This is a genomic window from Ferdinandcohnia jepli (genome assembly GCF_047246645.1).
Classification (GTDB): domain Bacteria; phylum Bacillota; class Bacilli; order Bacillales; family Bacillaceae_L; genus Ferdinandcohnia.
This window is the reverse complement of the sequence record NZ_JBFOKR010000015.1, coordinates 1-25352: the sequence shown is the minus strand read 5'-3', so window position 1 is coordinate 25352 and position 25352 is coordinate 1. Positions and strand designations below refer to the sequence as shown.

Genomic DNA, 25352 nt, shown 5'->3' with positions numbered 1-25352 from the left:
AGTTGAACAATGAGTAAAGTTACGAATCATTATGTAGACCCTTTTGATGAAGTGTTGTTGGCGGCTATTGAGAATCCACAGAAGCGGTATGAGTTTTATCGAGCTTTTTTGGAGTTAGATTTATTTGTGATTGGGACGGTTTCAGATGAAAACAGTACCAAAGGTGATGACCCGACCCTTTTGTTAAAGCACATAGAGGTAGATGGGGAATTAGTCCTACCGGTTTATTCTAGCTTAGAAAAATTCAATTCTATTTTTAAATCAAACTATAACTATGTACAAATTAGTACAAGGTATCTTTTAAAATTAATTGATTTTGATTCACCATGGGTACTGAATCCGGGCTTTGACCTTAGTAAAAAAATAATCCCAGAGGAATTGGAAACTCTTCGAGATGGGAGAATTCTGCATTATTATTTTGATGAGCTAAGTCCTGATGAAAAGGTACAGTACCTAACGGATCAGATTACAGAGATTGACGAAGAAACAATGAATTTTATTACATCTTGCTTGCGTGAATATTCATCTGTTAAAAAAGCCTATTTAACTAATATTTTTAATCCTGCAACAGGAAATCAACCGTTCCCGTTAATTGGACTGAAGGTGGAAGAGGTTACGAGGGAAGAGTCAAAAAAAGTGATGCAAGAGGTTTTTAAAAAGGTAAATAAGAATCGTACTAGTGAGCAACAGATTGAATTTGTAATCCTTGATGAAATTCTTCCACTTACCCACTCACTTGAAGAACGGAACGAACCGTTCTATACACGGACATCCATAGATGATTTAAAATCAATGTTTCATTAATAACTCGAAAGGAGGATACTCCATTTGTCACAAATAAAGGTTAAGGTAGATAATGTCAGATCGACGAATAACAGTGTGAAATCGTCAGCTTCTACAGCGTCAAAAGTAGCTGGCCAGATTTCGAGCGTGAGCCATTCTATTGATAGTGAGATCTCTAGCCGTAGAGGAATTCATTCTCGTATAAACCAGTCTGTAAGGGCAATAAACGATATAGAAAAAAGGTTAAATGAGATTTATAGTTTTATTGATGTCTCGATGGATAGCTATGTAAGCGCAGATAAAACAGCTAAATCCCGAGAAGTTCCTGGAACGGAAAAGAAATCCGCATGGGACAGATTTAAGGAGGGCTTTGGCGCATTTCTTGATGGCGCAAAAGGTTTCGGTAAAGGCCTTTGGGATTCCGTTGTTTCAACAGTGGAAGGGATCTGGAATGCGATTACCCATCCAATTGAAACAATTAAAGGAATTATTCATGTTATCACGAACCCGATAGATACAGCAAAGGCTGTTTGGGACGCGATAAAAACCTCGTGGAATGAGGATGTCATAAATGGTGATGCTGAAAGCAGAGGAAATTGGTTTGGTCGTGCTTTTGGTGATATAGCTCTAGCGCTTGTCGGAACAAAAGGTGTTGATAAAGCAGTTAAAATGATAAAAGCAAATGTTCAACAAAAGAAAGGCGGAGTTCATGTAACTGATGGCAGCGACACCAAAATAAGCGGTATTTCCGATAACGCATTTAGAAATCAAATTGATACTGAGTTAAAGAAACATGGACTAACCATTAACCAATTCAACGAACTAAAACTAAAACCGGTGGCTGAATTAACGGATAAAGAGGTCTCGATGATGAAAGAAATCCGTGACGCTGTTGCGCCGATAACTAGAGACACACAAATACAAAAGACAATACCTGCCGGTGATATCGAAAAATATCTATCCGGTACTTATGCAGAAATCGGCGGCTATGTGGCTAAACTGGATGATGTAGGTCATATAAAAAGCTATGATGATGTAGTTGAATCTTCCCGTTTGGATTACACATCCTGGGACGGCAGCAGGCCGTTTCCTGAAAACGGAGAAACATATGGGAAAATTGTATTTACTTCTGATAGAGTGGATAATATAGACATTCCATATGGTGAACGCTTTGGAGGAGACAACACAGATGGCCCACCGTGTACATTGAATGGTTTCACTGCTTCAAGAAACGGAGAAGTGATCCCTGAATTTAGATTCGACGGAAGATACCTTCCAGAAGATGGAGCAGAATTGTATGCTGTTACTAATGGAGTGGAGCAGTTAGTCGGAGTATTTGATGCAAAACTAGGAAGATTTGTTCCAGTAGAATAGGAGATGAATGTAAAGATGGCTCGAAAAGGCAATTATACCAACTATAACGGTAAAGAATATAAGATTGTAAGAACGAAAGAAAGTGAAATATTTCTACTAAGCAATGATAATCAAGATGTAGAAAAAGGATTTGAAAAATATGCCGAGGGCGTATATCAAAAGAAAGTAAATGAATCAGAACTTACAGATGTATTTTATGTCCACCCAGTTGGAAAATATAAAGGACATGAATTTGATGTGATAGTTAATCAAAGTGGAGATAAAGTGAACCTAGGGACGAATAATGCAAAGCTTGCAGAAGAACTAGGGTTTAATCGTACTGACAAATTTTATTATGAAAAAGTAGTTTCTGCTGATGAAGTTGTAATTGATGAAATAAAGAAAAGTACTGTTATCTAGGTTTTAGAGGTAGTTTATGTAAAAAAGTCCAAAAATGTTGGGTTAACAGCATTTTCGGGCTTTTATTTTTGTGCTGGAAACATACCTCTTAAAAGAATAACAATTCCTAATGATATTGCTGATTCAATCATTTTCCAAATGACAAAAAACTCATTAACAGTTCAAACATTTACAGTAGATAATGGACAGATTCTTTAAAATGCTTCTTGAATAAAAAACTTAATATAAGGGACGGTTCGAGACCACTGAAAAAGCAGTCATTTAAAAAAGTTGCACTTTTTCAGCAGTCTCGAATCGTTTCTGTGTTTTGTCGCAATTGCACCAAGCTTAATAGAGGGAAAAGATGGTTATTAATAGAATAAGTATGAGAAGTAAAATAGTACGTTTGACAAAATATGAGTGGCAAGAGGAAGGGGTACATATGAGTAAAATCATTTTATCTACAGAAAGTGGAGCTGATTTACCTAAGGATTTAGCAGAAAAACATAATGTTCAAGTAGTCCCGATGCACGTTATTATGGATGGAGAGGATCATTTAGACGGTGTGTTACCGGTAACGGATATTTATGAGTACCATACTCACACAAAACAAATTCCTTCTACAACAGCCACGAACATTCATGAGTACCAACAATTTTTCAAAAAAATCAAAGAAGACTTTCCTGATTGCACCATTATCCATATCGGTTATACGTCAAAAGCCTCTTCTTCTTTTCAGAACGCCGTCATAGCAGCTGAAGATTTTGATAAAATCTTTTTAATTGACGCTTTAAATGTAACCGGTGGCTTAGCCGCAATCGTCTTGTTTGCTGCAACAATACTAGACGAGAATCCTACGATAGAACCTGAGCTCTTGTCCAAATTAATTCAAGAAAAAGTTCCAAAATCAAAGCTAGCTTTTGTTCCCGGTAACTTAGATTTCTTAAGAGCTGGTGGACGTGTAAGTAATACGGCTTATATCGGTGCAGCTTTGTTAAAAATAAAGCCTCGTATTGATTTAATAGAAGGAAAACTCGTTTCTACGAAGAAGTATCGCGGAAACATGACTGTAGTGACAAAAAAGCTTATGAATGATTATTTGACTCAATACAACATAGATCGAGGACAGCTTTATTTGATCTACTCCCTTGGGTTAGATGAAGAGATAAAGCAAGAAATGGATAAAATGGCGAGAGACAATGGTTTCAAGCAGGTTACATGGATACAAGCAGGGGCGATGATTTCAACACATGCAGGTCCTGGTGGATTTGGAATTGCGGGTTTGGAGGTTTAGATAAAGGAAAACCATCCAAGAACATTGAAAAAGTAGTCACTTTTAAAACAACATTTTATTTAGGCGGGACATTCCGTGGAGTGCCAGGCAAGAAATGTAAGAAGGAAAAGAGTGAAATAAAAGTAGTATAGAAATGGGACCATAAGTAACATATAGGGAATATATTTAAATGAGAAGTATAATATTTGCTTCTCATTTTTTATAAAATTAAAAGTCAAATAATTTCGATACAGGTTTACATAATATTTTTATATCAAACTAGCTGTTTTAAAATGTGAACGGTAGAAAGACATGGCATACCTAACCCTCTTAGGGAATTTATACGTTCTAATACCCATTATCTTTTTGCCATCCTTTTAAACTATGACTTTTCAAGTCTCTTACCATCCAATACAGGTAAGAGGGAAGTAAAATACCACCGAGCGATAAAGATTGAGTTTGTAGCTGCAAGCACCTGATACAATGGGGCAAACTCCTTTAAAAACGGTATAAATCGCTCAATAAGTATAACGGGTACAAAATAGTAGAAAGCGAGTATTACAAATCCAAGCAGAACGTTTCGAACGAGAATAGGATTCTCTACTTCTTCTGCTAAGTCTTCAATCATCTCGTTGAACGCTTCAGCAAATCCGCGCATGATATATGGCGAAATCATCGCACATATTAGTAGTAAGGGTATCTTATAAAGAGGTATTCCCACATACGCTATATCCCCAATGTTTGGTAGTAGGGCTAGTATCATTAAATCAAAATAGTTCCAAAATATAATAAAGATTACAAATACACGAATGACTCTTTCTGTTTTAATAATGTTCATGTAATCACTCCATTCGTTTCTGCGTAAAAAATCCGGTTAGATTTCATTTTGTTTATGAAAGAAATTCTTTTGTTCCATCTTTGTTTCTCATTGATTTAACTCTAGTAAGTCTCCTCTTATTGCGTTCATTTGTTAACGCACACCTTCAAAATATAGGAATAATGTGTAATACGCAAAACAAGACAAATAGTTCCATTTTTTAATAACTTTTCATTTTTCTACAGAAATTTTATTCGACAATAACTTTACAATCGACAAAAAATACGATTGTCGAAATCTGTGGGATGCCTCATTTGAGAGTAAAATCAGCTATGAAAATTTGAAAATAATACTTTCTGTAAAAAAATTCCCAAAAATGTAATGGAAAATAGGCCATAATCTATTCATCTTGGGATATGGACACATACACTACTTTTGAAACTATATGAGGAGGGAATTGAATGGAAAGACAATTTTTTGGAGGTCCAATGATGTATGGAGGTTACCCTGGATATGGAATGGGGTATGGAGGTTACCCATTCCACCATCATCACCATCACCACGGATATGGCGGATATCCGTCCTATTATCACCATCATCATCACGGATTTGGGGGACATCATTATTACCAACAACCGTGGTTTGGATATCGTTAATGAATTTAGATCACCTGCTAACTGCTTCTAATGAAACTTTGTAAAAACGACTGTTTTAACAAAATCTGTGTTTTAATGGAGGAATGAAAGTATGTATAATGAACTTGCGCCTGTTCAAGCGCAACCAAGTGATGAAAGAATTTTTGGAAGAAGACCGTTTGGATTTGGAAGACCGTTCGGATTTGGATTCGGTAGACCGTTCGGTTTTGGCAGACCATTCGGATTTGGATTCGGTAGACCATTTGGCTACGGTTTTGGCTTCAATCCATTTTTAGGTGGAGTAGTTGGAGGGTTATTAGGTAGTGCATTGATAGGGCCATATGGATATGGATATGGATATGGCGGTTATCCGTACGGCTACGGTTTTGGTGGCTATCCTTACCCACCTTACTTTTGGTAATATCAATATAAAGTAAAGAAAAGCTCAGTCATAGACTGAGCTTTTCATCTTCATAGCATATTATGAGAATTCTAAATCGTAGATTAGTGTTTACTACAGAATAAAACAGGCAACATAGTTGTAGCCCGTTTTATTTTATCACCTATTATTTTTTATTTTTCATTAACAAAAGCTTGCTCCGATAATAATTAGAAGAATAAACAATACAACGATTAAGGCAAAGCCTCCTCTGAAACCATAGCCGCCATAACCGTATCCATATCCTCCACAACCATATCCACCATATCCAAACATAATATCCCTCCTTTTCTATGGTTATATATATGATGGTACCTCCCATATAGATAGGGTTATCGCCTAGTTATTCAAAAAAAATCAGGTTAGACAAGACATTTTTTTATTACAGAGTTACCAAGTACCATTTCCAGACATGAGGAACAAATAGGCCATGTGCAGCATAAGGTGTAAAAAGGATACGACAAGATATCGGATAGAAGGGTGTAATCATATGCCATCAGTTGTAATTAACTTACATTATTTAAAAATTAATAGTATCTCTGGCAACGGTTCCATCACTATAGGTGAGGCAGCGTATAATAGTCCAACAGCCTATAATAAATCTCAAGGATTGAATGCATCCTACGGTGATACCTCTCCAACAGAGGCAATTATGGAGAATTTATTAAACGATCCTGATGTAAACGATCAAACTGCGATTGGTAACACGGACAACGCTTATGTTAATCCAAGAATACCAGTACCGCCACCACTTCCTCCAATCTAGAAGAAAGGAGATACTGACATGCCATATCAAATTAATATCTTTAATGTAAAGGTAAATGGAGCTAATCAAAACGGAAATATTGACATAGGACCTACTGTGCATAACAGTCATACAGCTAATAGTAAATTCATTGGAGCGAATATATCACTAGGTGATTTTTCACCAACTTCTGCAGTATTAAATTCCGGGGTAATGGACTCAGATGTTAGTGACCAAGACCAAATAGCAAATCCTTCTATGCCTATAGCGAACCAAATATAAAGGAGCTTTATCATGGACATAGAAAAAATAAGAAAATGGTTACAAATAACCAATGAATATAAAAAGACCGATTTTTGGACGCGTGTACTCGAAGAAAAATACCCTGATGACATGCGAGTAGAAACTCAATATCAGCCAAAATACGATCTATATCAAAATGAACAATATAACTTTATCATTATTGAAATACCTGGTGTACAACGTGAACAACTTTCCCTCCATTTAATCTCGAATTTACAATTGAAAGTAAGTGGAATCATTCATCCTATATTGCCACTAGAAAAAGAAATTAAACGGGAAAGAACATATGGTGCATTCGAGCGAATTATTAACTTACCTGAAGCTGCCTACACTCAACACATGCACATTCAAATAAATAATGGCTTACTGCAAATCTCCTATCCTCGCAGGGTGGAACGTGTTCAATTTCAATAGAAGAAAGATAAAACAAAATAGGGAAATATAGTGGTATAAGCAACTTAATTTTATAGCTAATTGATAAAACTCACGTTACTAATCGTGGGTTTTTTAATGTATACATTACTTTAAATTGCCAATCTGTTAAATCTCAGTTTATAAAAATTAAATAATAAGGTGAAAAAGGACAAACAGTTACATAATTTTTGCGTTGCCGACTTTTTCTACAATATTTTCATTCGACAAAAATCTTATTATCGACATAATTATCCTTTTGTCGAAATGCGTATTGTTTTTATTAGTTTATTGAAATAATAAGAGAGTTATATAGTTATATATTGTTGGGAAAAGTGATAAAGCTTTACCGTGTCGCCTGTCAGGTGCTTTTTATGAGACGAAAAAATAAATATTCCAAATCATTCAGTTAATACTAACCAATATGCTATAGTAAATAAGCCTTTGAACAAACAAACTGGCATTATGATAAGAAAAGAGACGTGATGAGCCTTGCTAGATTTTTTACAACTTGGTATTCGAAAAGAGATTAACCATACATTGAAGTCATTAGGTATTTTGGAACCAACTCCCATTCAAGAAAAGACGATTCCATCAGTACTTAAAGGGAAGGATGTGATTTCAAAAGCACAAACTGGAACAGGAAAGACATTGGCTTTTGTTCTTCCAATTCTTGAAAAGATTGATGTGCACGAGTCGGAAGTGCAAGCCCTTATATTGACCCCAACCAGAGAATTAGCTCTGCAAATTTCAAAAGAAATTAAGAAAATGATGGAGAACGTAGAGGGTGTCAATGTATTAGCTGTATATGGTGGACAGGATGTTGAGCATCAATTAAAAAAGTTAAAAGGGGCTCAGCATATTATCGTGGCAACACCTGGTCGGTTATTAGATCATATTCGCCGTGGAACGATTGACCTTTCAACGATTAGGATGCTTGTGATAGATGAGGCTGACCAAATGTTGCTTATGGGTTTTCTTCCAGAGGTAGATGACATCATTAGTGAAACATTTCCATCTAGACAAACAATGCTGTTCTCTGCAACAATGCCTAACGAAATTCGCTCTCTTGCTAAAAAATATATGAACGAGCCAGAGTTCATCGAAGTGAAAGCAAAAAAGGTAACGGTTGAAGAAATTAAACAGGTTGTAATTGAAACCACTGACAGGAGAAAACAAGCAACATTATTTCATTTAATTGAAGAACATCGTCCTTTTTTAGCGATTATCTTCTGTCGTACAAAAATCCGTGCTAAAAAGCTGCATGAGGCATTGATTGCCAACGGGTATGAATCAGACGAGTTGCATGGTGATTTAACGCAGTCGAAACGTGAAAAAGCAATGAAACGGTTTCGTGAAGCGAAAACACAGTTTCTAGTTGCAACAGACGTTGCTGCAAGGGGACTTGATGTAGAAGGGGTGACACATGTCTACAACTATGATATCCCACATGATGTTGAAAGCTATGTTCACCGGATTGGAAGAACTGGCCGTGCAGGTGGCGACGGGGTTGCCTTTACATTAGTGGCTCCTAAGGATATGGAATTTCTACGAATGATTGAAAAAGGGATTCATCAAAAATTCGAAATACAAGTGATTAAGGGCGTAAGTATCCCAGATCGTGAGGATTATCAGAGAGAAAAAAGTGAGCAAATGAATAAAACGAAACGCCCTGAAGGTAGAGGAAAAGACAGAAGTAAAGGTGCAACGTTTTCTTCAAGTAGAGAACCTAATAATAGGCGTTCAAAAAGCAATTCAACGAGAGGTAGAAAACGTACTCGCTAATGAGCTACTTATACAAAATGGATGGCCAAGAATGCTTTAGTCCAGGGGTAAGGCACTAAATTCAGGAGGATACACCCATGTTACAAAAACAAATGAAAAATTACATATCATCAGAGTTGTTGAGTAAAGAGCAACAAATAGCATTATATCAAGAGGAAAAAGAGTACATAGAAAAATATGAATTGATTTCAAATGACGTTACATTAATAGAAAAAGACCCCACTACACGTTTCCGTGAAGCTTACATTGAAAGATGCGATAAAGAAACAGAAGAAACACTTTCTAAAGAATCCTATGATTTTTTAGAACAAGGTATTGACTACCTTCAAAAACATAAGAATGAATTTCTATATTTTGAATCAAATTGGTTGGAACTAATCGGCGTGGATGCAATTGCGTTTGAAGTGAATGATGTTTTTGGCACATACGACGTCATGGTAGGATTGAAGCTGCAGAAAAAGTTTGAGACATCTCTTAAAGAAAACCTAAGAAAAGAATTACAAGGAGAAAAAGCAAAATTTGAGTTGATGTTTAATCAAGGTGATGGCCTATGGGACATGAATTTTGCTTTGAATTACGTGAATGGGTTTAAAGAGGAGATGTCATTAGAGGAAGCATATAGGCTAATTTATCGGTTTTTATTTAAACTAGTAGAGAGCATTGAAGAAAAAAGCATGGACGTAAATTAACTGTTAAATATCATTTCCATCCTACATATGATACCATTTATCTCTATAAAAAAAGGACGTGATTGAACATGATAAAAATTAGCATACCTACTCCAGATATTACAATTACAGAACGGAAACAAATTCCCAAAGAAAATGAACCAATAATCAAGGATATTCACGGATTTATTGATTTCCATCTCATACCAAGAGACAAAGGTGGCATTTTCCTATTTTTTAATAAAGAGGATGAGCTTCTCTTTGTCGGGAAAGCACGGAAACTACGTCAAAGAATTAAAAAACATTTTGAAGATACAGTTTCTCCTATAAAAATGCACAGAGACGAAGTCTATAAAATCGATATTTGCATAGTAGAAGACCCAATGGAACGAGAAATTTACGAAACATATATCATTAATAAACTCCGATCCAAGTATAACGTTGATAAAGTATTTTATTAAAAAATAGTAGTGCCAGACCTCAGTAATGTAATGATAAACCGGGTGAAAATGTGCCGGTCACTGAACCTTATAGTAGTTCAAATATACAATTATATGGATTTTATTTAACTATTGAGACACCACTACTCGTGAGTGTCTCTTTTCTTTTCTCTTTGTGTGAAAAGGTGCAAGGGAGAAATTTTTTTCAAACCGATGCCCCTTTTTACCCCCTAAATCACTATAACAATATTGTAGAGGTAGTTCATTATACTAGGAAGGATAGTGGGGAAGATGGGAAAGTATAGAATGGTATATGTTGATTTTTGGAATGATCCGGTTGTTATAGAGGAGATGACGCCAGAGGATCGATACTTTTATTTGTACCTTTTAACAAATGCTTTTACAACTCAGATTGGGATTTATAAGATTACGAAGAAGTTAATGGCGTGTGACCTCGGGTATTCGATTGAAAGTGTTCATTCGTTACTGGACCGATTTATCAATCACCATAAGCTGATTCGATACAACACAGAAACAAGGGAGCTCGCGATTAGAGATTGGGGGAAGGATAACCTTCGTAATGTAGGGAAACCGGTGATCAATTGTATTGTATCTGAACTAAGGGAAGTAGAGGATACTTCGCTTATTTCGTATGTAGCAGAACATATTGGCCATGGCCCAATACAAGATATCTATGAAACTTTTTGTATAAAAGAAGAGACCGCATTTTTACCTGAAAACAAGGCAATCTGCTCAGATTACAATACATACATAAATCCAGTAATACCAAGTGCTGACGATTCGTATAACGATACGTCAACGACTCGTAACACGATACGTGGGCAAAAAGAAAAAGAAGAAGAAAAAGAAAAAGAAAAAGAAAAACAACAACAACAAAAAGATCTCTATCCAAGTATAGAGGAGAATCTAGAGAGTGTTCACACAAACAAAGAATACGCAAATGACATAATTGCATTTTGGGATAAAAATGGATTTGGCAATACAAATGTAAACACAAAACAACAGTTGTGATGTGGTTAATTAATTCGAACTTTGTGCACCCAAAAGAAATCATCTTAAAAGCAATGCAAATTACATCTGTCAACAGTAAGAGAAAACTAAACTATGTTATTCGAATTCTAAAAAATTGGGAAAACGAATCCTTACTGACTGTTGAAGACATAGATTTTTATAACGCCAACGAATATGGAGGCAGCAAGCAAAAGGAAAAGGTTGAAGCTGTACATAGGGGAAGGGCCATTCCAACTGAATTTGTATTTGATATAACGGCTGGAGAGAAATGAATTGCTTGGATTTGCTATAGCGGGTCACTACTGAACATGGAGTATTGAGGAATGGATAGAGATGTTGAAAGTTCTGGGACGATGAACCTGTCCCTCTGTCCCAACATAGAGAGGAGGAGAAACGGTGAGTAGATGGTGGATGGTACGTGCAGGGGATGATGAGCTCATTTCTTTATGGATTGAGAGAGGAATTGTTTCGATTGGTTGGGTCAATTTTGGTAACCCAAAGGAATATCATACGAAAACAGAGTTCTTAAAGAGAGTTAGGCAAGATTGTGATGAGAGTAAGTCATCTTCGATTAATAGCTGGGTAAGTCAAGTTTGGCGATTTAGTTATGAGATTGATATTGGTGATATGGTAATCACGTATTTGAAAGATAGTAGAGAGTATTTAGTAGGCACAGTAACAATGACACATACTTATGATTTAGAGATTGGACATCCAAATTATCCTAACGTCATTGAAGTAGATTGGTTTGAAAGCACGATAGAAAGAGATCAACTCTCTCAAACTGCGAAAAATAGCTTAGGTTCTACTCTCACAGTTTTTAATGTTGATGGCTGGGGAAATGAACTAGAACAGCTATTGAAAGGTCCACAGAGTGGCGTAGTTGAAGAGAATGAAGAGGAACAAAAAGAAATTGTTGATAACTTATCTTATTTAGCCACTGTTAGTATTAAAGATAAAGTTAATTAGCTGGACCCGTGGCAAACGCAGGAACTTGTTGGTGGTTTACTAGTATCAATGGGGTACAAGGTAGATATAAGTTCGAAGGGTCCAGATGGTGGGATTGACATACTGGCAGCTAAAGATGCTTTTGGTTTTGAGAAACCTATCATAAAAGCACAGGTTAAGCATAGGAAAAGTTCAACTAGATCACCTGAAGTCCAACAACTCCTAGGTGCTAACCCTATTGATGCTAATGCTTTATTTGTATCAACTGGTGGATTTACAGTAAATGCGAAAGCTGTTGCGAAACAGAATTCTGTGAGTTTGGTAGATTTAGAACTACTTTTAGAGTTGATTGGTTGCTATTACGAAGAGATGCCGAATGAGACGAAGGTTCTTTTGCCTTTGAAGAAGATGTATGTTCCGGAGGGGAAGGTGTAGAGGTTGAAAAGAGCTGTAAAAGAAATAAATAGAATGCTTTACGTTGAATTTATAGTTAAAAAGTACGGAACGTTTTGTATATAGAGAAGGATAAATTCATAAAAGGTAGAATTTTACAAGGTATAGCACTCTCTAAAATTCGATTAAATAGTTTCGAAGAATTAGCAAGTATTCAAATGAGGGGAGCATCAGTTTTTTTTGTATCAGCTGTAACTCTTATTAAGTAAATAAGATTTATTTATAAAATTGGGGGTAATGGAATGAGTGAGAGAGAAGAAACAAGGAGTTCTCATAAAACATATACACTTATGGGTGCTGATAAGAAATTTTATAAAAGTGAAACTCCAGGAACATATGGTGGTCACAAAAAATCCAAAGTATATGGGCGCATGGACTGTCCTACAGCTCTTCGCTACATTGCTAAAGGTGGGTATGTAAAAGAAAGAGTATTTTTTGCGGATGAGCAAACTGCAATTCAAGCTGGATTTAAACCTTGTGCTAGATGCTTGCCTGAAAAATTTAAAATCTGGATATCGTTACAGGATAGCAAATAAGAGGGAACCTTGAGAATGTGAAATTTTTCAGCCAGGGTGGTGATTATGGGAAAGGGGCTGCACTTATATTAGGAAAAAAGCCTGTACACAACATGAAGGATAGCTATAGGGTTTGGTTAGCATATAATCAGGATAAGCTTAAGGAAATTGAGGAAATGCAGTGTAATATACCCGAAGAATCAGTTCTCAAATATACACCAATATCGGTATCGCATTCTATAAGAGGTAACTATCATAAGAGGTATGATTATATCATGATAAGTGAACATTTTTGTGTACGTAACGTAGAATATCGACTTGAAGGAGCCATCCGAGCAGGAAGTGATCACGCAATGGTTATAGCTGACCTGCATTATGATTTGGGTAAAGTTTAATCTATATTTTAATCAGTTGTACAATTGGTTGTTGACTACCGTTACCTTTAGGTAAAATGAGTTAGATTAATCCTCCTAGAGAAAAAATGATTAAACTCAATTACATCAGACGAATGTGTTAATTCTAGTGGCGTTTGTTAAAAACATTCTACTGGAAATATTACAAATTGGAGTTGTTTATTGCGTTGTAATGGTCTACTAGGCATTATAGGAATCATTAATTTATTTCTGCTTCAGATTTAAAGAGGTAAGGGTTACTCCGAAAATTAATGAAAAATAACCTTGTGTAAGTGTTACGCTAATAACGAAGTGAATGTAACAAGAGTATTATGTTCCATAACTATAAGAATAGAAAACCTAGGAAAACTTTCTTCCTAGGTTTTTACTTTGCATAAAATTCGACCTGAGTATCTCCGTTTGTAAATTTAAAAGTAACCTCACGTTGTTCTAAAATTTCTTTTAAGATATTCAAAAAAGCAATTCCAAATAATCCTTTAATTATTGTTACTCCATGTTTTTCCGCAAATCTAATAAATGCCTCTCTAAATTGCTGATTTTCAGAAAGAAGTCTTATGACCTTATCAACCGGCATTGATTTTAGTACTTGTAACATTTTAAACCATCCTTTTTTAGTAAAATTTTTTTTTAAAAGGGTATAATGTTATTATTAAAGTATAACAAGTGTTGTATAATAATTATAATAACACTACCGTTGTTGAAAGTAAATAAAAAATGTTATAATTTATTCACAACGAAAGGAGGAGCTATTCAAATTGACTAATCCCTATTCTACACTCTTAAAAGAGTATATTAGCGACTCTAGGTTGAGTCTAAGTATAATTGAAAATGAAATGCGTAAACGAGGATTTAATAAAAATAAAGCTTATATTAGCAATCTACAAAACGGCAAAATGGGTCCACCACCTTTTGAAGTAACTCATGCATTATGTAATATTGTTGGAGGGGATCCTGTTAGATTAGCATTTACAGGGGTTATAATGGAAATATCACAACAAGAATTTGTTCCAATGATTGAAAACACTATTACAACAATGCTTGCTGTTTTATTAGATATTAATAAGAAGGAGTTGAGTAAAGTAGTAAGTAAATCTTTTACCGATTCGGGTTTTGGAATGAATACAGAAGATGCCCTAGAAGTATTAGAATATGACAATATAAAATCTATCCTTGATGAAGTCTTAAGAAAAATATTACATAATTCAAAAGAGTTGATAGGAGAAGGTATTAGTGCTGCCGCTAGTGAAGTTGAAGAAATCTTAGGTTTTAGGACTTCAAGTGAGAAAGTAAAATCTCTAACCATAGAGGAAATCGGATATTTAAATGAATGTTTGATGATATATCGAAAATTAAAACTAAAACCTGAAGTAACATAAGACTATTATGTACTACTTTTTAAGAGATTTATTTGATAACTCTTTTAAACGGAGTTTAATAAAAGAAATCCGTTTACTGCACAGTATTAAATAAACTATGAGATAGAATATGATATTCTACAATCCGGCGTATTCCGGAATGCCATTAGCCTGATTCCTCGGAAGAATTAAAGAGGAATAGGCTTCTTTTATTTAAAATTCGATTGGTAACACTTTTTCATAAAATGGTGAATTTGGTGGAAACTTCTGGTGAAAAATAGGAGGGGGATCCCACATTCTTGTGGCTGTAAGCAAAACTCATATATATAAACTGAAATTATGATAAGCCTGTTAAAATGTATACCAAAAATGGTATGCATTTTTTTATTAGTAATTGTGTAGTAGAAGGTTATTATTAATCTACTTACCAATTATTTGGGTTTTAATTCTTTTAAAAAATGATATTATTAAAGAAGGACTATTATAGTGGTCCTTTAGTAGTATATTTTAGTAATATGGAGGAATTAATTTGTTAGATTTCCTAATTAATGGATTTATTATAATAACTTTTTTCGTATTTGTTATATTTTTGTTTGGTGGAATTAGAAATTTAACGAAAGAGATTGAGAAATTAAATAGTTACATTGATACAAACTTTAAAACTTTTAATAGAAATGATGAAGAGACAATCTCTACTTTGAATAGTTTCTTCAAGGATAATCCTAAGCATGTCTTAGAACCGAGTTGGAGCTATTTTAAATCACAAGCAAAAAATAGTATCGAAGCTCCAGATGTTTTTGATTATATAAATAGAGACTATATACTTTATCAGTTAGGTAAACGAAAACAAATTGAGATAGTTTCTGGTTTACTTGTATCATTTGGTATTTTAGGTACTTTTCTTGGATTAAAACTAGGCTTAGATAAATTTAACTTTGACGTTATTGGAGACGACTCGCTTCAGAGTGGAGTAGGGAGTCTTATTAGCGGCGTTAATATTGCCTTTACATCTTCGTTAATCGGTATATTCCTTTCCGTAATTTGGATTTTCCTTGATAAGTTTTATTTTTATCCAAAGTTAATTTCATCTGTCGATATATTAATGAACGGATTAAATACCATTCTACCAAGAGAAGATTCTGAGTCTTATCTTAAACGTTTAGTTAATTTGCAAAAAGAACAACTGGAAGCTTATAAGACAATGGTCACTGATACATTAATACCCGGTTTAGTAAATGGTATTAGTGAATCTATAAAGGGTTCAATCGTACCACATTTAGAGAGAAATCAAGAGACTATGCACCAAAACAATGTTGCTATTGAAAAGATGGCAGAAAATTTAGGTCAACAACAAGCTGATAGCCTCAACTCAATGGCAAACCATTTCTTAAATTCGTTAAATGAAGCAACATCTAGTCACTTTGATAATCTTAAAGAAATACTCGGTGAAATGATTGAGTGGAATAAAACTATGTTTGATAAAACAAATCACCTAGTTGAACAACTTGTCGATAATACCGAAACACAAACAAAAATGGGATCACAACTAACATCATTAGCTGATCAACTTTCTTCATACTCTGATAATCTAACTAGATTTCAATTTGAATTTAATTCAAGTTTAGAACTATTGAATGATGTAGAAGGTAACTTAAGATCTTTACAAGAGACTGCAGCTTCGTCTATAGAGCAGTCATACTACAGACATCGTGAGTTAGATAGCATTCAAGAAAACTTAACAAGAACTATGGGTGAACAACTAACTACAATTGATAATCGTTTAGAAAATCTTAAAGTTTACTGGAAAGGTTCTGAAGATAACTTGGAATCTTTGAACCAACAATTGTCACAATCTATGAAAGAGTTTGCTAATCATATGCATTCCGGACTAGAACATACTTTTGAGCAATTTGATAAAAATTTGAGACAAGCATTGGAATATCTTCAATCGAGTGTCATGGGTATCGAAGATGTAATGGTTAGTATGCCAAAACTAATTGAAGATTTTCAATCAAACTTAAAGCAAATCAATGAATCTCAAAACGAATTTTTACAACAAGAGAATAAATGGCGAAAAGAATTTATTAAACAACAACAGCTTTTGTCAAGTGTAGAGTAGGTGACAACAGGTGAGAAAAAACTTCCGAACCAAATACGAACAGGATCACCAAGCAGGTGACTTTTGGATGTCTTATTCTGATTTAATGGCAGGGTTATTATTAGTATTTATTTTATTATTATCAGTAAGTATTTTTGATTATAGGAACGACCTAAAAGAGAAGGAAGCTTCTATTGATGAATATCAAGAACAACTTGAAGTAAAGGAGCAAAAGATTCAAGAAATTTTAGGGGTCAAAGCAGAAATTATTAAAGCTCTTACCCAAGAGTTTCAAGATTCTAATTTAACTATGCAAATAGACCCGCAAACTGGAGCAATAAGCTTTCAGGGCGGAGTATTCTTTGACACAAATAGTGATGAAGTGTCGGACAGTGGCTATAATATGTTAAATCAATTTGCTCCTAAATATATAGAAATTCTACTTGCTGGACCGTATAAAGAGTACGTTGCTCAAATAATTGTTGAAGGGCACACTGACAATAATGGTAGTTATATATACAATTTAGATCTCTCACAAAGAAGAGCACTTTCAGTGGTAAAAGCAATGTTTAGTGAAAAGGTTTTACTAAACAATAAAGCAGAATTGCAGAATTTCATAACTGCAAATGGTAGATCTTTCAGCCAACCGGTTTATGATGGAGATAACTATAATCCAGATAAATCTAGAAGAGTTGAATTTAAGTTTCGTTTAAAAGATGACGAAATGATTCAAGAACTAATGAAGTTGGTGAAAGTTGAATGAGATTATACTTAGATCGTCCATTTAAATTTACACCAATAAGGTTAATAGAGAAGAAAAATGAACTTTCAAAGTTGATTGAAACAAGAGATGAATTAATAACAAGAGAGCTAGCGAATTGGACTTTAGAGAAACTATTAAAGTTAATTTCCAAGCTAGATACAGAGAAGCAACTAATCGATTTTTCCAAAAAGCTACGACGAAGAGAAATCCTTGTATTATCTGAGGAATACGTAAACATAGATGAAATTAGTATACAAAATAAAATATCCTTTATACTCTCACAGGTCGCCAACCGAGACATCTACAGAATATTTTGGAGACATTTTAACAACCAACCTCAAAATTCTATGCTTACGCCACTTTTATTAAATTTATTCAATACAGAGAATGAATATAAGGACATTTTTCCTAAAGATGCGAAGCGAGTTTTTGGAGAAGTTTTTTTAACTAAAGATTCCTTCTCAAAATTAGCATCGGTTTTTATTAGAATTTCAAAACCTATTAGAGAGACTATGAATGCTTGGAAATTAAAATGGGATTCTCCTTTAAGAAGGTTATTAATTGACGAAGTATGGGCAGGCGGTCAGAGCAAAACTTTTTTAAGGGAAGAACCAACCTTTCTAATATCAGAAATTAAATTAATGAGTTCAAATCAGAAAACTCTATTTTTAAATCGATATCTATCAGTATTGTCGATAGAAGAATATCACACCCCATTTCTAAATTGGCTAATTAGAGAATATGGTTTCCCTATTGAAACAAACAGCTATTGGAAAGATATTGATCTATCTAACAAAAAGAAAGTTCTTAATTGGTTAAAATTAAAACAATTACAGGAGTTCTTTCACAATTCAGATAATCAAAGATTTCAATTTTGGAAGCAATATTTAAATGATGCGGAAGAGTATGATACATTCAAGTCTTTAAATACACTTGTTATGTACTATAAGAATATAGTTATAGTAGTATTTGGAGAAATTGGGAATGCAACGTATATATACGAAAAAGATGTCTTTAATGAAAATTTCTCCTATAGGGTAAAAAATAGAATGATAAAAAATGTTAGCCAATTAAAAAACCGAAGTATTAATATCGATAGAATTATTTATAATGGCAATTGGGAACAACGTGGTCATTCACTAATGTATAGGCTTTTAAGGAGGTAAGAAATTGGTTTCTTTTTTTAAACGTACTCAAGTAGAATCGTTGTTTCTGAGGTCACACTTTGGAAACAGTGCAATCCATTACCAAATAATACTTCAGGGAAAGAGCGGGGAAATAGAAATTCGGTTTCCTCTTACTCAAGTACCTATAGCTTCCGTTCTTAACTCCGATGATAATGATAAAATTGCAATGCTTGAAATGTTATATAATGATGGTTTCATAGACTTGGTTAAAGATTATGAATTACCTTATCAAATGTTGTACGAGTTAGATAATGAGATATGTTCAGTTCTATCTTTACCAGTACCTGATAGTGATGTGAATGTTGAACTTGACTCAACGGGAATAGTAGGAACACAAAAATTTGCATTTAATCCAATTGTCACTCACCCGAAGTATGGCCGTATCAATCGCTTTTCAAAGCGTTTTGGGCCACTATATGTAACAGAAAGTGATGAAGTTATTTTACTACCAAAAGAAACTTATTTATTAATTAATGCTATTGAGAATCCACCAGTTTCTTCCTCGACTGAAGAAAATCTGCGTTATTTCGCAGAAGTAAAACAACTTGCAAAAGATGCTAATGCTAGCTTATCTTCGTATGTCGATAGGGAAAACTATTCCTTTATTGATGATGTTGAAATTGATGCAATACTAAGTGATCAAAAAACTGTTTCACTTTTCCCTAAGTATAAAAGTGATGACCCAAACTTACAATCTACTCTCGATGAACTAAGTAAAACATCTAGTATTTATTCTGTAACTGGCAAAGAAGCCAGGAATAGAGTTCTAGTTTCTCGAGATGCTTTAAGCAAAAGTAAAGATATCAAGGAAATTAAACCAATTCAAGGTAGTAATGTCCCTAGGTTTGTTGAAAATCCAGCTGCATTTATTCCAGAATCTATTCCTATTAATTTGGAGGAGTTCGGAGAGAGAGTAAAAAACCTAGGCATTAGAGTTTATAAGACACAGCCTTATATACACGGTAATCAAAATGAGCGTGGGTGGTTTGAGTTTGAATATGGAGCCAAATCAATTGATAAGTTAAACCCTGACTCAGATGAAAATACGCTTGATATGGATTATTTTAGTGATTTAGTAAAAAGGGCCAAAGAAACAAATGAGTCACATGTTCTCACGGATGATGGAATTTGGATAGAGATACCTGATAATGCTACAGAATTTATAAATGCTGGAGAATTGATTAGTAAGCAACTAAATAATAAAAAAGAATTAGATCCAACCAGTCTTCCATATGTACTTGAAATATTTACAAACTTAGACCAAGTAGAGTTCAACCAACCTTTAATTGAAGTTAGACAAGCAATTGAAGATAACGGAATATTAGATCCGCCACCTTCATCCTTTAAAGCTGATTTATTCCCATATCAAACAGAGGGTTTTCGTTGGTTAAAGTTATTAGACTTCCGTAATATGGGTGGTTTATTAGCTGACGATATGGGCTTAGGAAAAACAGTTCAGGTCATAGCGTTCCTTAGCCATTTAAAAGCAATAGGGAAAATCATGCCAAGCTTAATTATTGCACCTTTAAGTTTGTTAGAAAATTGGAAAGCTGAACTATTAAAATTTTGTCCACAAATTTTGGCAAAAGATATATATATTCACCAAGGAAGCACGAGATTAAAAGAAAAAAAATATATTGAACAGTTTGATGTTGTTTTAGTTAGTTATGATACTTTAGTTAGAGACCAGCTTTTATTAGGAAAAATTGATTGGACCGTTACAATTTGTGATGAAGCTCAGAAGATAAAAAATGCTTCTACAGCTACAGCAACCGTTGTAAAAGCACTTAAAAGTAAATTTAGGCTAGCCTTGACTGGTACTCCAGTGGAAAACGGGCTTTCTGAACTTTGGTCTATTATCGATTATGTTCAACCAGGATTGTTAGGAAGTTTAAAATATTTTCGGGAAACCTACGAAACCCCACTTTCTAAGAACGACGACACATCTGTAATTGAAACAATTGAGGATTCATTATTGTCAAAAATACAACCTATCTATAAGAGACGAACAAAATTAGAACATCTATCAGATGTACTTCCAAAGAAAGAGAAAATAACTCTTGAAGTTCCACTAGGACCTGAACAAGAGGTGCTTTATAGAAGTATAATTGAAAAAGTTGTAAATAAGAATTTGAATGGGCTTCAAGCAATCCATGCTTTAAGACAAGTTTGTTCACACCCAGCCCTGTTTAATTCTTCATATGATCAGTTACCTATTTCGAGTGTACCAAAACTGTTGGAAACCCTGAAAATAATAAAGAATGTTAAGAAAAACAATGAGAAAGTCTTAATCTTCACCGATTATAAAAAAATGCAAGTAATATTAAGAAATACTATTATGCGAGAATTTAATATAATTCCGGAAATAATTAATGGTGAAACATCTTTAAGACAGGATAAAGTAAATCTTTTTAATAATTCAAGTGGATTTAATGTTATGATCCTTTCTCCAAAAGCTGCGGGAGTGGGGCTAACAATAACTGGAGCAAATCATGTCATCCATTACACTAGATGGTGGAATCCTGCTGTAGAAAACCAGTCAACAGACCGGGCATATCGGATAGGTCAAAAGAAAGATGTAAAAGTCTACTTTCCTATCGTTAATTCGAAAGCAGGAAGGACTATGGAGCAGATACTTGATAAACTATTAAGAGAAAAAGAAAACCTTGCAGAAAAAGTAATTGTACCAAGTAGACTGTTAGATTGTAATGATGAACTACTTAAGGAATTACAAAGTAGTAAATATTAAATGGTGAACATTACACTAAAGAAGCATGTAAAGTTAACAATAGAACAGTCTCCAAGTTTTCTAGGAGACAATTATCAAACAGAAAAAAACAAAACACTTGAAAATTAGTATTAGCATTAGTGATCTTCCTTTTAATAAAAGGGCTATAATATTATGAAAAACACCTAGCAGTTATTATTATTTTTTAGTATTCCAATTAAAAAATAGTAAAAAAGGAGGTGATTAAGTGGCTGATTTACAGGATGTAGTTGACGTTTTAAGTGATATATTAGAAGAAATGAAAAACCTGAATGACAGAGTAGATACTATCGAGAGTTCACTCTCAACTATACGACTAGACGTTGGTACAATAGATTCAAGTGTTAGTTCAATTGATACTTATGTCCACTCAATAAAACTTGATGTTGAAACTATTGATAGTAGTTTAAGTGATATCAGGTCGGATATCAGTTCAATACAAATGGATGTTTCAAGTATTGATATAAAAGTTGATTAGTACTATCCTATGAATACTATTGAAAATCTCTAATAAGTTGAAAAATACCACACAAAAGAGAGTCCCAAACAAAAATAGTTGGACTCTCCATGACAACAAGAATTTCCGGGTGGTGAGGCACCCTAAATATTAGCAAATGGTTTTTGAAAAGCTGGGGATTAATAAGTTGTGTTGTAAGAATGGCAAGAACCACTAAATTGGTCCTTGCCATTTTATCTTGGTAAGTATAACATTAGAATTCATTTATTTTATCTTTAATAAACTTTAGCGAATTGAAAATAATAAAAAACAAAAACTGTCCCGTTGTTTACCTCATAGTTCATTACATCAATAACTTAACTTTCTCCTATATTTTCTCTATGTTAAACTATATATATCCATAATAAGGAAGAACTTAAATATACAGATAAATTGGGAGGATAAAAGTGGCAAAGTATGTTGTTAATAATAACTCAATTGATACGATTTTAGGTTGGATTAAAGCGGAAGAAATAGCAATACCAGAGATACAACGGCCATTTGTTTGGGATAATAGTAAGGTAAGGGACCTAATGGATTCTTTATATCAAGGTTATCCAGTAGGGTACATTATTACATGGAGAAATCCAGATACAAAATTAAAAGATGGTACTAAGGCATTAGGAAAGAAGATCTTAATAGATGGACAACAGAGAATTACGGCAATGACAGCAGCATTACTTGGTGAACAGGTAATAGGGGCAGATTATAAGAAAAAAAGAATAAAGATTGCATTTAATCCTAAGGAAGAAAAGTTTGAGGTTTCAAATCCTGCCATACAAAAAGATTCAGAGTGGATTAGTGATATTTCGAGTTTCTTCAAAAAAGAATTTGATCTATTTGGTTTTGTAGGAACATACTGTCAAAATAACGGAATTGCTGATCAAAGTGCAATTGGACAAGTAATAAATAATTTACTGAATATCCGATACAGTAATATAGGTATTATTGAACTTTCACATGAACTAGATATAGAAACTGTAACAGAAATTTTCATCCGTATTAATTCACAAGGGGTAGTTCTCAGTCAAGCAGATTTTGCGATGTCCAAAATTGCTGTTAATCAAACTTATAATGGTGTTGTAATAAGAAAAGTGATTGATTACTTCTGTCATTTGGCGAAAAATCCCGCGGATTTTTCATCTATTCAAACTAATGATACTGAATTCTCTTCAACTGACTATTTTAATAAGATTAAATGGATAAAAGACCATACGGACTCTCTTTACATACCAGACTATTCTGATTTACTAAGAGTAGCCTTTACGTTCAAGTTTTATAGAGGTAAACTATCTAATCTTGTTAGCTTACTATCGGGTAGAAACTTTGAAACAAGAGAATACAAGGAAGAAATTGCAGAAGATTCATATAAAACATTAGAAGATGGCGTGTTAGCTTTTATTAATGAAACAAACTTTAAAAGATACCTTATGATTGTAAAGTCAGCAGGTATAATAAGTAAGAGTCTTATTCGTTCACAGAATACATTAAATTTTGGTTACGTTTTATATCTATTACTGCGTGATAAAAAGGTTGACCAAGCTAAAATCAGTAGAACAGTGAGAAAATGGTTAGTTTTGTCAATGCTAACAGGGAGATATTCGGGATCTCCAGAGTCGATGTTCGAGTTTGATGTTCGACGTTTTAATAATGCAGTAGATCCTGAGGTCTATGTTAAAAATACCGAGGATGGCGAGCTTTCTGATGCCTTCTGGAATAACATCTTAGTAACACGTTTAAATACTTCAGTCGCTAGTAGTCCTTATTTTCATTTATATTTAATGGCACAAGTTAAAAGTAGTGATAAAGGCTTTTTATCCAAAGAAGTTGAAGTTAGACATTTAATAGAAGAAAGGGGAGATATTCATCATATCTTCCCCAAAAAATATCTCCAACGAAACGGTTATAATAATCGTGGACAATATAATCAGATAGCTAATTACACTTACACTCAACAAGAAATTAATATTGCAATTAAAGACCAATCCCCTAATATTTATATGGAGGCAGTATTGGGGCAATGTCAAACTGGCACAACTAAGTACGGTGAAATAACAAATATTAAAGATTTAAAAGAAAATCTTAAGGAAAACTGTATACCAGAAGAATTATTTAAAATGGATTTTTCGAATTATGAAGAGTTTCTTGAGAAAAGAAGGACTATGATGGCGGAGAAGATTAAAAACTTTTACTTTTCGTTATAACTGCATGTAAAAAAAATTGTTTCGACAATTGTGAGGCAAAGATAAAAAAGTGTGCCTGTCACTCCTATAAACTCGATAAAATTCGAGAAGTGACAGGCACCTTACTTTTAAACGATTCGTGGTGAAATGGTAAGGTCAAAGTCCGAAGTAATTGTGGCTAACATACTAGATAAAATGAATATCGAGTATTTCTATGAAGAATCATTAGAAGTTCTTGGTAAAACCTATATTCCTGATCTTACTTTACGCTACAAAGGCAAAACTGCGTATTTAGAGCATCTTGGAATGCTAAGGAATAAATCATATAAAAACCATTGGGACGAGAAAAGAGCAAATTATGAAAGTGTGGGTATTTCATAAACTCTTGGAAACTTGATAATCACAGAGGATGGATTAGACGGCAGTTTGGATGCAACATTGATAGAGAGTAAAATTCAAGAATGGATAAATAGTTGATTTATTCTAACCAAATAACATACAATTACTCACAATGTTGCTACATAGCTGTTATCTAAATTGAACTCGATCCATGCGGAGTGTGTTGCTCAGCAATATTTAACATAAAAAAGTCGTATTCTTTGAGGATTCGGCTCTTTTTACAATCTATAAATGTTCTTGTGGAACAACTTTGCGAAACAAGATTTTTCGGGGTGTGACAGGCACCGTAAAATTAATGATAGATTGAAAAACCAATTAGGAAGTATTAAGAATCAATGGGATAATGAAGCAACACCTACAAGGTTTCATAAGAAATATTCAGAGTTAGTAGAATTAAAACAACAGTACGAACAAATTCCTCAGTTAAAAGCAAATAAAATAAGAGACCTAGAAAAAAATCTCAGGAACAGACAATTAATTGAATACCTGGATAGACACTATATACAATCTAGTCAAATTGATAGTATTGGCCCTAGTAGAAAAGCTGTATTACAATCCTATGGTATAGAAACGGCTAGTGATATAAATAAAAGAGATGTAATGAGTGTACCTGGATTAAAGTGTACCCTCTGTAAAGGACATTTTAAAAAAAGGCCTAGGCTACCTGTAAAAGATGATTCCTGTACTGCACG

General features: G+C 34.0%; 27 protein-coding genes and 2 pseudogenes. 26 read left to right on the top strand and 3 right to left on the bottom strand.

Going from position 1 to position 25352, the window contains the following annotated elements; all coding sequences use genetic code 11:
- The first annotated feature begins 9 nt into the window (after positions 1–9).
- From AB3M96_RS16380 to AB3M96_RS16365, 4 genes are all read left to right on the top strand, one after another.
- A complete protein-coding gene (locus AB3M96_RS16380) occupies positions 10–804 on the top strand; it encodes an enhanced serine sensitivity protein SseB C-terminal domain-containing protein (RefSeq protein WP_412968712.1) in 795 nt (264 codons plus the stop codon).
- A gap of 24 nt (positions 805–828) precedes the next feature.
- Positions 829–2157, top strand: coding sequence for a hypothetical protein (locus tag AB3M96_RS16375; RefSeq protein WP_412968711.1), 1329 nt, complete (start codon positions 829–831; stop codon positions 2155–2157).
- Positions 2158–2160: 3 nt separating this feature from the next.
- Positions 2161–2556: a hypothetical protein gene (locus AB3M96_RS16370; protein ID WP_412968710.1), complete on the top strand. Its 396-nt coding sequence runs from the start codon at positions 2161–2163 to the stop codon at positions 2554–2556.
- A 421-nt stretch (positions 2557–2977) separates the two neighbouring features.
- Complete coding sequence (locus tag AB3M96_RS16365) at positions 2978–3829, top strand: DegV family protein (protein ID WP_412968709.1); 852 nt, start codon at positions 2978–2980, stop codon at positions 3827–3829.
- 361 nt (positions 3830–4190) lie between these two features.
- Here AB3M96_RS16365 and AB3M96_RS16360 read toward each other — a convergent pair whose 3' ends face one another.
- Positions 4191–4646: a hypothetical protein gene (locus tag AB3M96_RS16360; RefSeq protein ID WP_412968708.1), complete on the bottom strand. Its 456-nt coding sequence runs from the start codon at positions 4644–4646 to the stop codon at positions 4191–4193.
- A gap of 440 nt (positions 4647–5086) precedes the next feature.
- On the opposite strand from AB3M96_RS16360, the gene AB3M96_RS16355 reads away from it, so the two are divergent.
- Both AB3M96_RS16355 and AB3M96_RS16350 read left to right on the top strand, forming a co-directional pair.
- Positions 5087–5281 (top strand): hypothetical protein, encoded by a 195-nt coding sequence (locus AB3M96_RS16355; protein WP_412968707.1) that lies wholly within the window; start codon positions 5087–5089, stop codon positions 5279–5281.
- A gap of 91 nt (positions 5282–5372) precedes the next feature.
- Positions 5373–5681, top strand: a complete 309-nt coding sequence (locus AB3M96_RS16350) for a hypothetical protein (protein ID WP_412968706.1) — start codon at positions 5373–5375, stop codon at positions 5679–5681.
- Between the two features lie 162 nt (positions 5682–5843).
- Here AB3M96_RS16350 and AB3M96_RS16345 read toward each other — a convergent pair.
- Positions 5844–5924, bottom strand: a pseudogene (locus AB3M96_RS16345) (YjcZ family sporulation protein); the annotation flags it as partial.
- 265 nt (positions 5925–6189) lie between these two features.
- On the opposite strand from AB3M96_RS16345, the gene AB3M96_RS16340 reads away from it, so the two are divergent.
- The 11 genes and pseudogenes from AB3M96_RS16340 (at position 6190) to AB3M96_RS16290 (ending at position 13394) form a co-directional block, all read left to right on the top strand.
- The gene (locus tag AB3M96_RS16340; RefSeq protein WP_412968705.1) at positions 6190–6465 is read left to right on the top strand and encodes a spore germination protein; all 276 of its coding nucleotides are present in this window, start codon (positions 6190–6192) and stop codon (positions 6463–6465) included.
- Between the two features lie 18 nt (positions 6466–6483).
- Entirely contained in the window at positions 6484–6726 is a 243-nt protein-coding gene (locus AB3M96_RS16335) for a spore germination protein (protein ID WP_412968704.1), read from the top strand.
- Between the two features lie 12 nt (positions 6727–6738).
- On the top strand, positions 6739–7161 hold the full coding sequence (locus AB3M96_RS16330; protein WP_412968703.1) for an Hsp20/alpha crystallin family protein: 423 nt from the start codon (positions 6739–6741) through the stop codon (positions 7159–7161).
- 489 nt (positions 7162–7650) lie between these two features.
- Positions 7651–8943: a DEAD/DEAH box helicase gene (locus AB3M96_RS16325; RefSeq protein ID WP_412968702.1), complete on the top strand. Its 1293-nt coding sequence runs from the start codon at positions 7651–7653 to the stop codon at positions 8941–8943.
- 77 nt (positions 8944–9020) lie between these two features.
- Positions 9021–9632, top strand: a complete 612-nt coding sequence (locus AB3M96_RS16320; protein WP_412968701.1) for a branched-chain amino acid aminotransferase — start codon at positions 9021–9023, stop codon at positions 9630–9632.
- A 68-nt stretch (positions 9633–9700) separates the two neighbouring features.
- Positions 9701–10072 carry a nucleotide excision repair endonuclease gene (locus AB3M96_RS16315; protein WP_412968700.1) on the top strand — a complete coding sequence of 124 codons (372 nt, stop codon included), beginning with the start codon at positions 9701–9703 and terminating at the stop codon, positions 10070–10072.
- Between the two features lie 270 nt (positions 10073–10342).
- A complete protein-coding gene (locus tag AB3M96_RS16310; protein ID WP_412968699.1) occupies positions 10343–11083 on the top strand; it encodes a DNA replication protein DnaD in 741 nt (246 codons plus the stop codon).
- On the top strand, positions 11083–11355 hold the full coding sequence (locus AB3M96_RS16305; RefSeq protein ID WP_412968698.1) for a DnaD domain protein: 273 nt from the start codon (positions 11083–11085) through the stop codon (positions 11353–11355). The genes AB3M96_RS16310 and AB3M96_RS16305 overlap by 1 nt, the downstream gene beginning before the upstream one ends.
- Before the next feature lie 124 nt (positions 11356–11479).
- Positions 11480–12466: pseudogene (locus AB3M96_RS16300) on the top strand (restriction endonuclease).
- A 260-nt stretch (positions 12467–12726) separates the two neighbouring features.
- Complete coding sequence (locus tag AB3M96_RS16295) at positions 12727–13020, top strand: Ada metal-binding domain-containing protein (protein ID WP_412968697.1); 294 nt, start codon at positions 12727–12729, stop codon at positions 13018–13020.
- Positions 13021–13037: 17 nt separating this feature from the next.
- Entirely contained in the window at positions 13038–13394 is a 357-nt protein-coding gene (locus AB3M96_RS16290; RefSeq protein ID WP_412968696.1) for a hypothetical protein, read from the top strand.
- Between the two features lie 382 nt (positions 13395–13776).
- Here the strand turns inward: AB3M96_RS16290 and AB3M96_RS16285 are convergent, their stop codons facing one another.
- Positions 13777–14007 (bottom strand): hypothetical protein, encoded by a 231-nt coding sequence (locus AB3M96_RS16285; RefSeq protein WP_412968695.1) that lies wholly within the window; start codon positions 14005–14007, stop codon positions 13777–13779.
- A 160-nt stretch (positions 14008–14167) separates the two neighbouring features.
- Between AB3M96_RS16285 and AB3M96_RS16280 the strand changes: the two genes are divergently transcribed.
- From AB3M96_RS16280 to AB3M96_RS16240, 9 genes are all read left to right on the top strand, one after another.
- Positions 14168–14788 (top strand): hypothetical protein, encoded by a 621-nt coding sequence (locus AB3M96_RS16280; protein WP_412968694.1) that lies wholly within the window; start codon positions 14168–14170, stop codon positions 14786–14788.
- A gap of 508 nt (positions 14789–15296) precedes the next feature.
- Positions 15297–16886 carry a hypothetical protein gene (locus AB3M96_RS16275; RefSeq protein WP_412968693.1) on the top strand — a complete coding sequence of 530 codons (1590 nt, stop codon included), beginning with the start codon at positions 15297–15299 and terminating at the stop codon, positions 16884–16886.
- A 10-nt stretch (positions 16887–16896) separates the two neighbouring features.
- Complete coding sequence (locus AB3M96_RS16270; protein ID WP_412968692.1) at positions 16897–17628, top strand: OmpA family protein; 732 nt, start codon at positions 16897–16899, stop codon at positions 17626–17628.
- Positions 17625–18794: a hypothetical protein gene (locus tag AB3M96_RS16265; protein ID WP_412968691.1), complete on the top strand. Its 1170-nt coding sequence runs from the start codon at positions 17625–17627 to the stop codon at positions 18792–18794. The genes AB3M96_RS16270 and AB3M96_RS16265 overlap by 4 nt, the downstream gene beginning before the upstream one ends.
- Positions 18795–18798: 4 nt before the next feature.
- A complete protein-coding gene (locus tag AB3M96_RS16260; protein ID WP_412968690.1) occupies positions 18799–21564 on the top strand; it encodes a DEAD/DEAH box helicase in 2766 nt (921 codons plus the stop codon).
- A gap of 226 nt (positions 21565–21790) precedes the next feature.
- Positions 21791–22060, top strand: coding sequence for a hypothetical protein (locus AB3M96_RS16255; protein WP_412968689.1), 270 nt, complete (start codon positions 21791–21793; stop codon positions 22058–22060).
- A gap of 425 nt (positions 22061–22485) precedes the next feature.
- Positions 22486–24282, top strand: a complete 1797-nt coding sequence (locus tag AB3M96_RS16250) for a GmrSD restriction endonuclease domain-containing protein (protein ID WP_412968688.1) — start codon at positions 22486–22488, stop codon at positions 24280–24282.
- Between the two features lie 153 nt (positions 24283–24435).
- Positions 24436–24642, top strand: coding sequence for a hypothetical protein (locus AB3M96_RS16245; protein ID WP_412968687.1), 207 nt, complete (start codon positions 24436–24438; stop codon positions 24640–24642).
- A gap of 321 nt (positions 24643–24963) precedes the next feature.
- A partial coding sequence (locus AB3M96_RS16240) for a hypothetical protein (RefSeq protein ID WP_412968686.1) occupies positions 24964–25352 on the top strand: 389 nt, incomplete at its 3' end.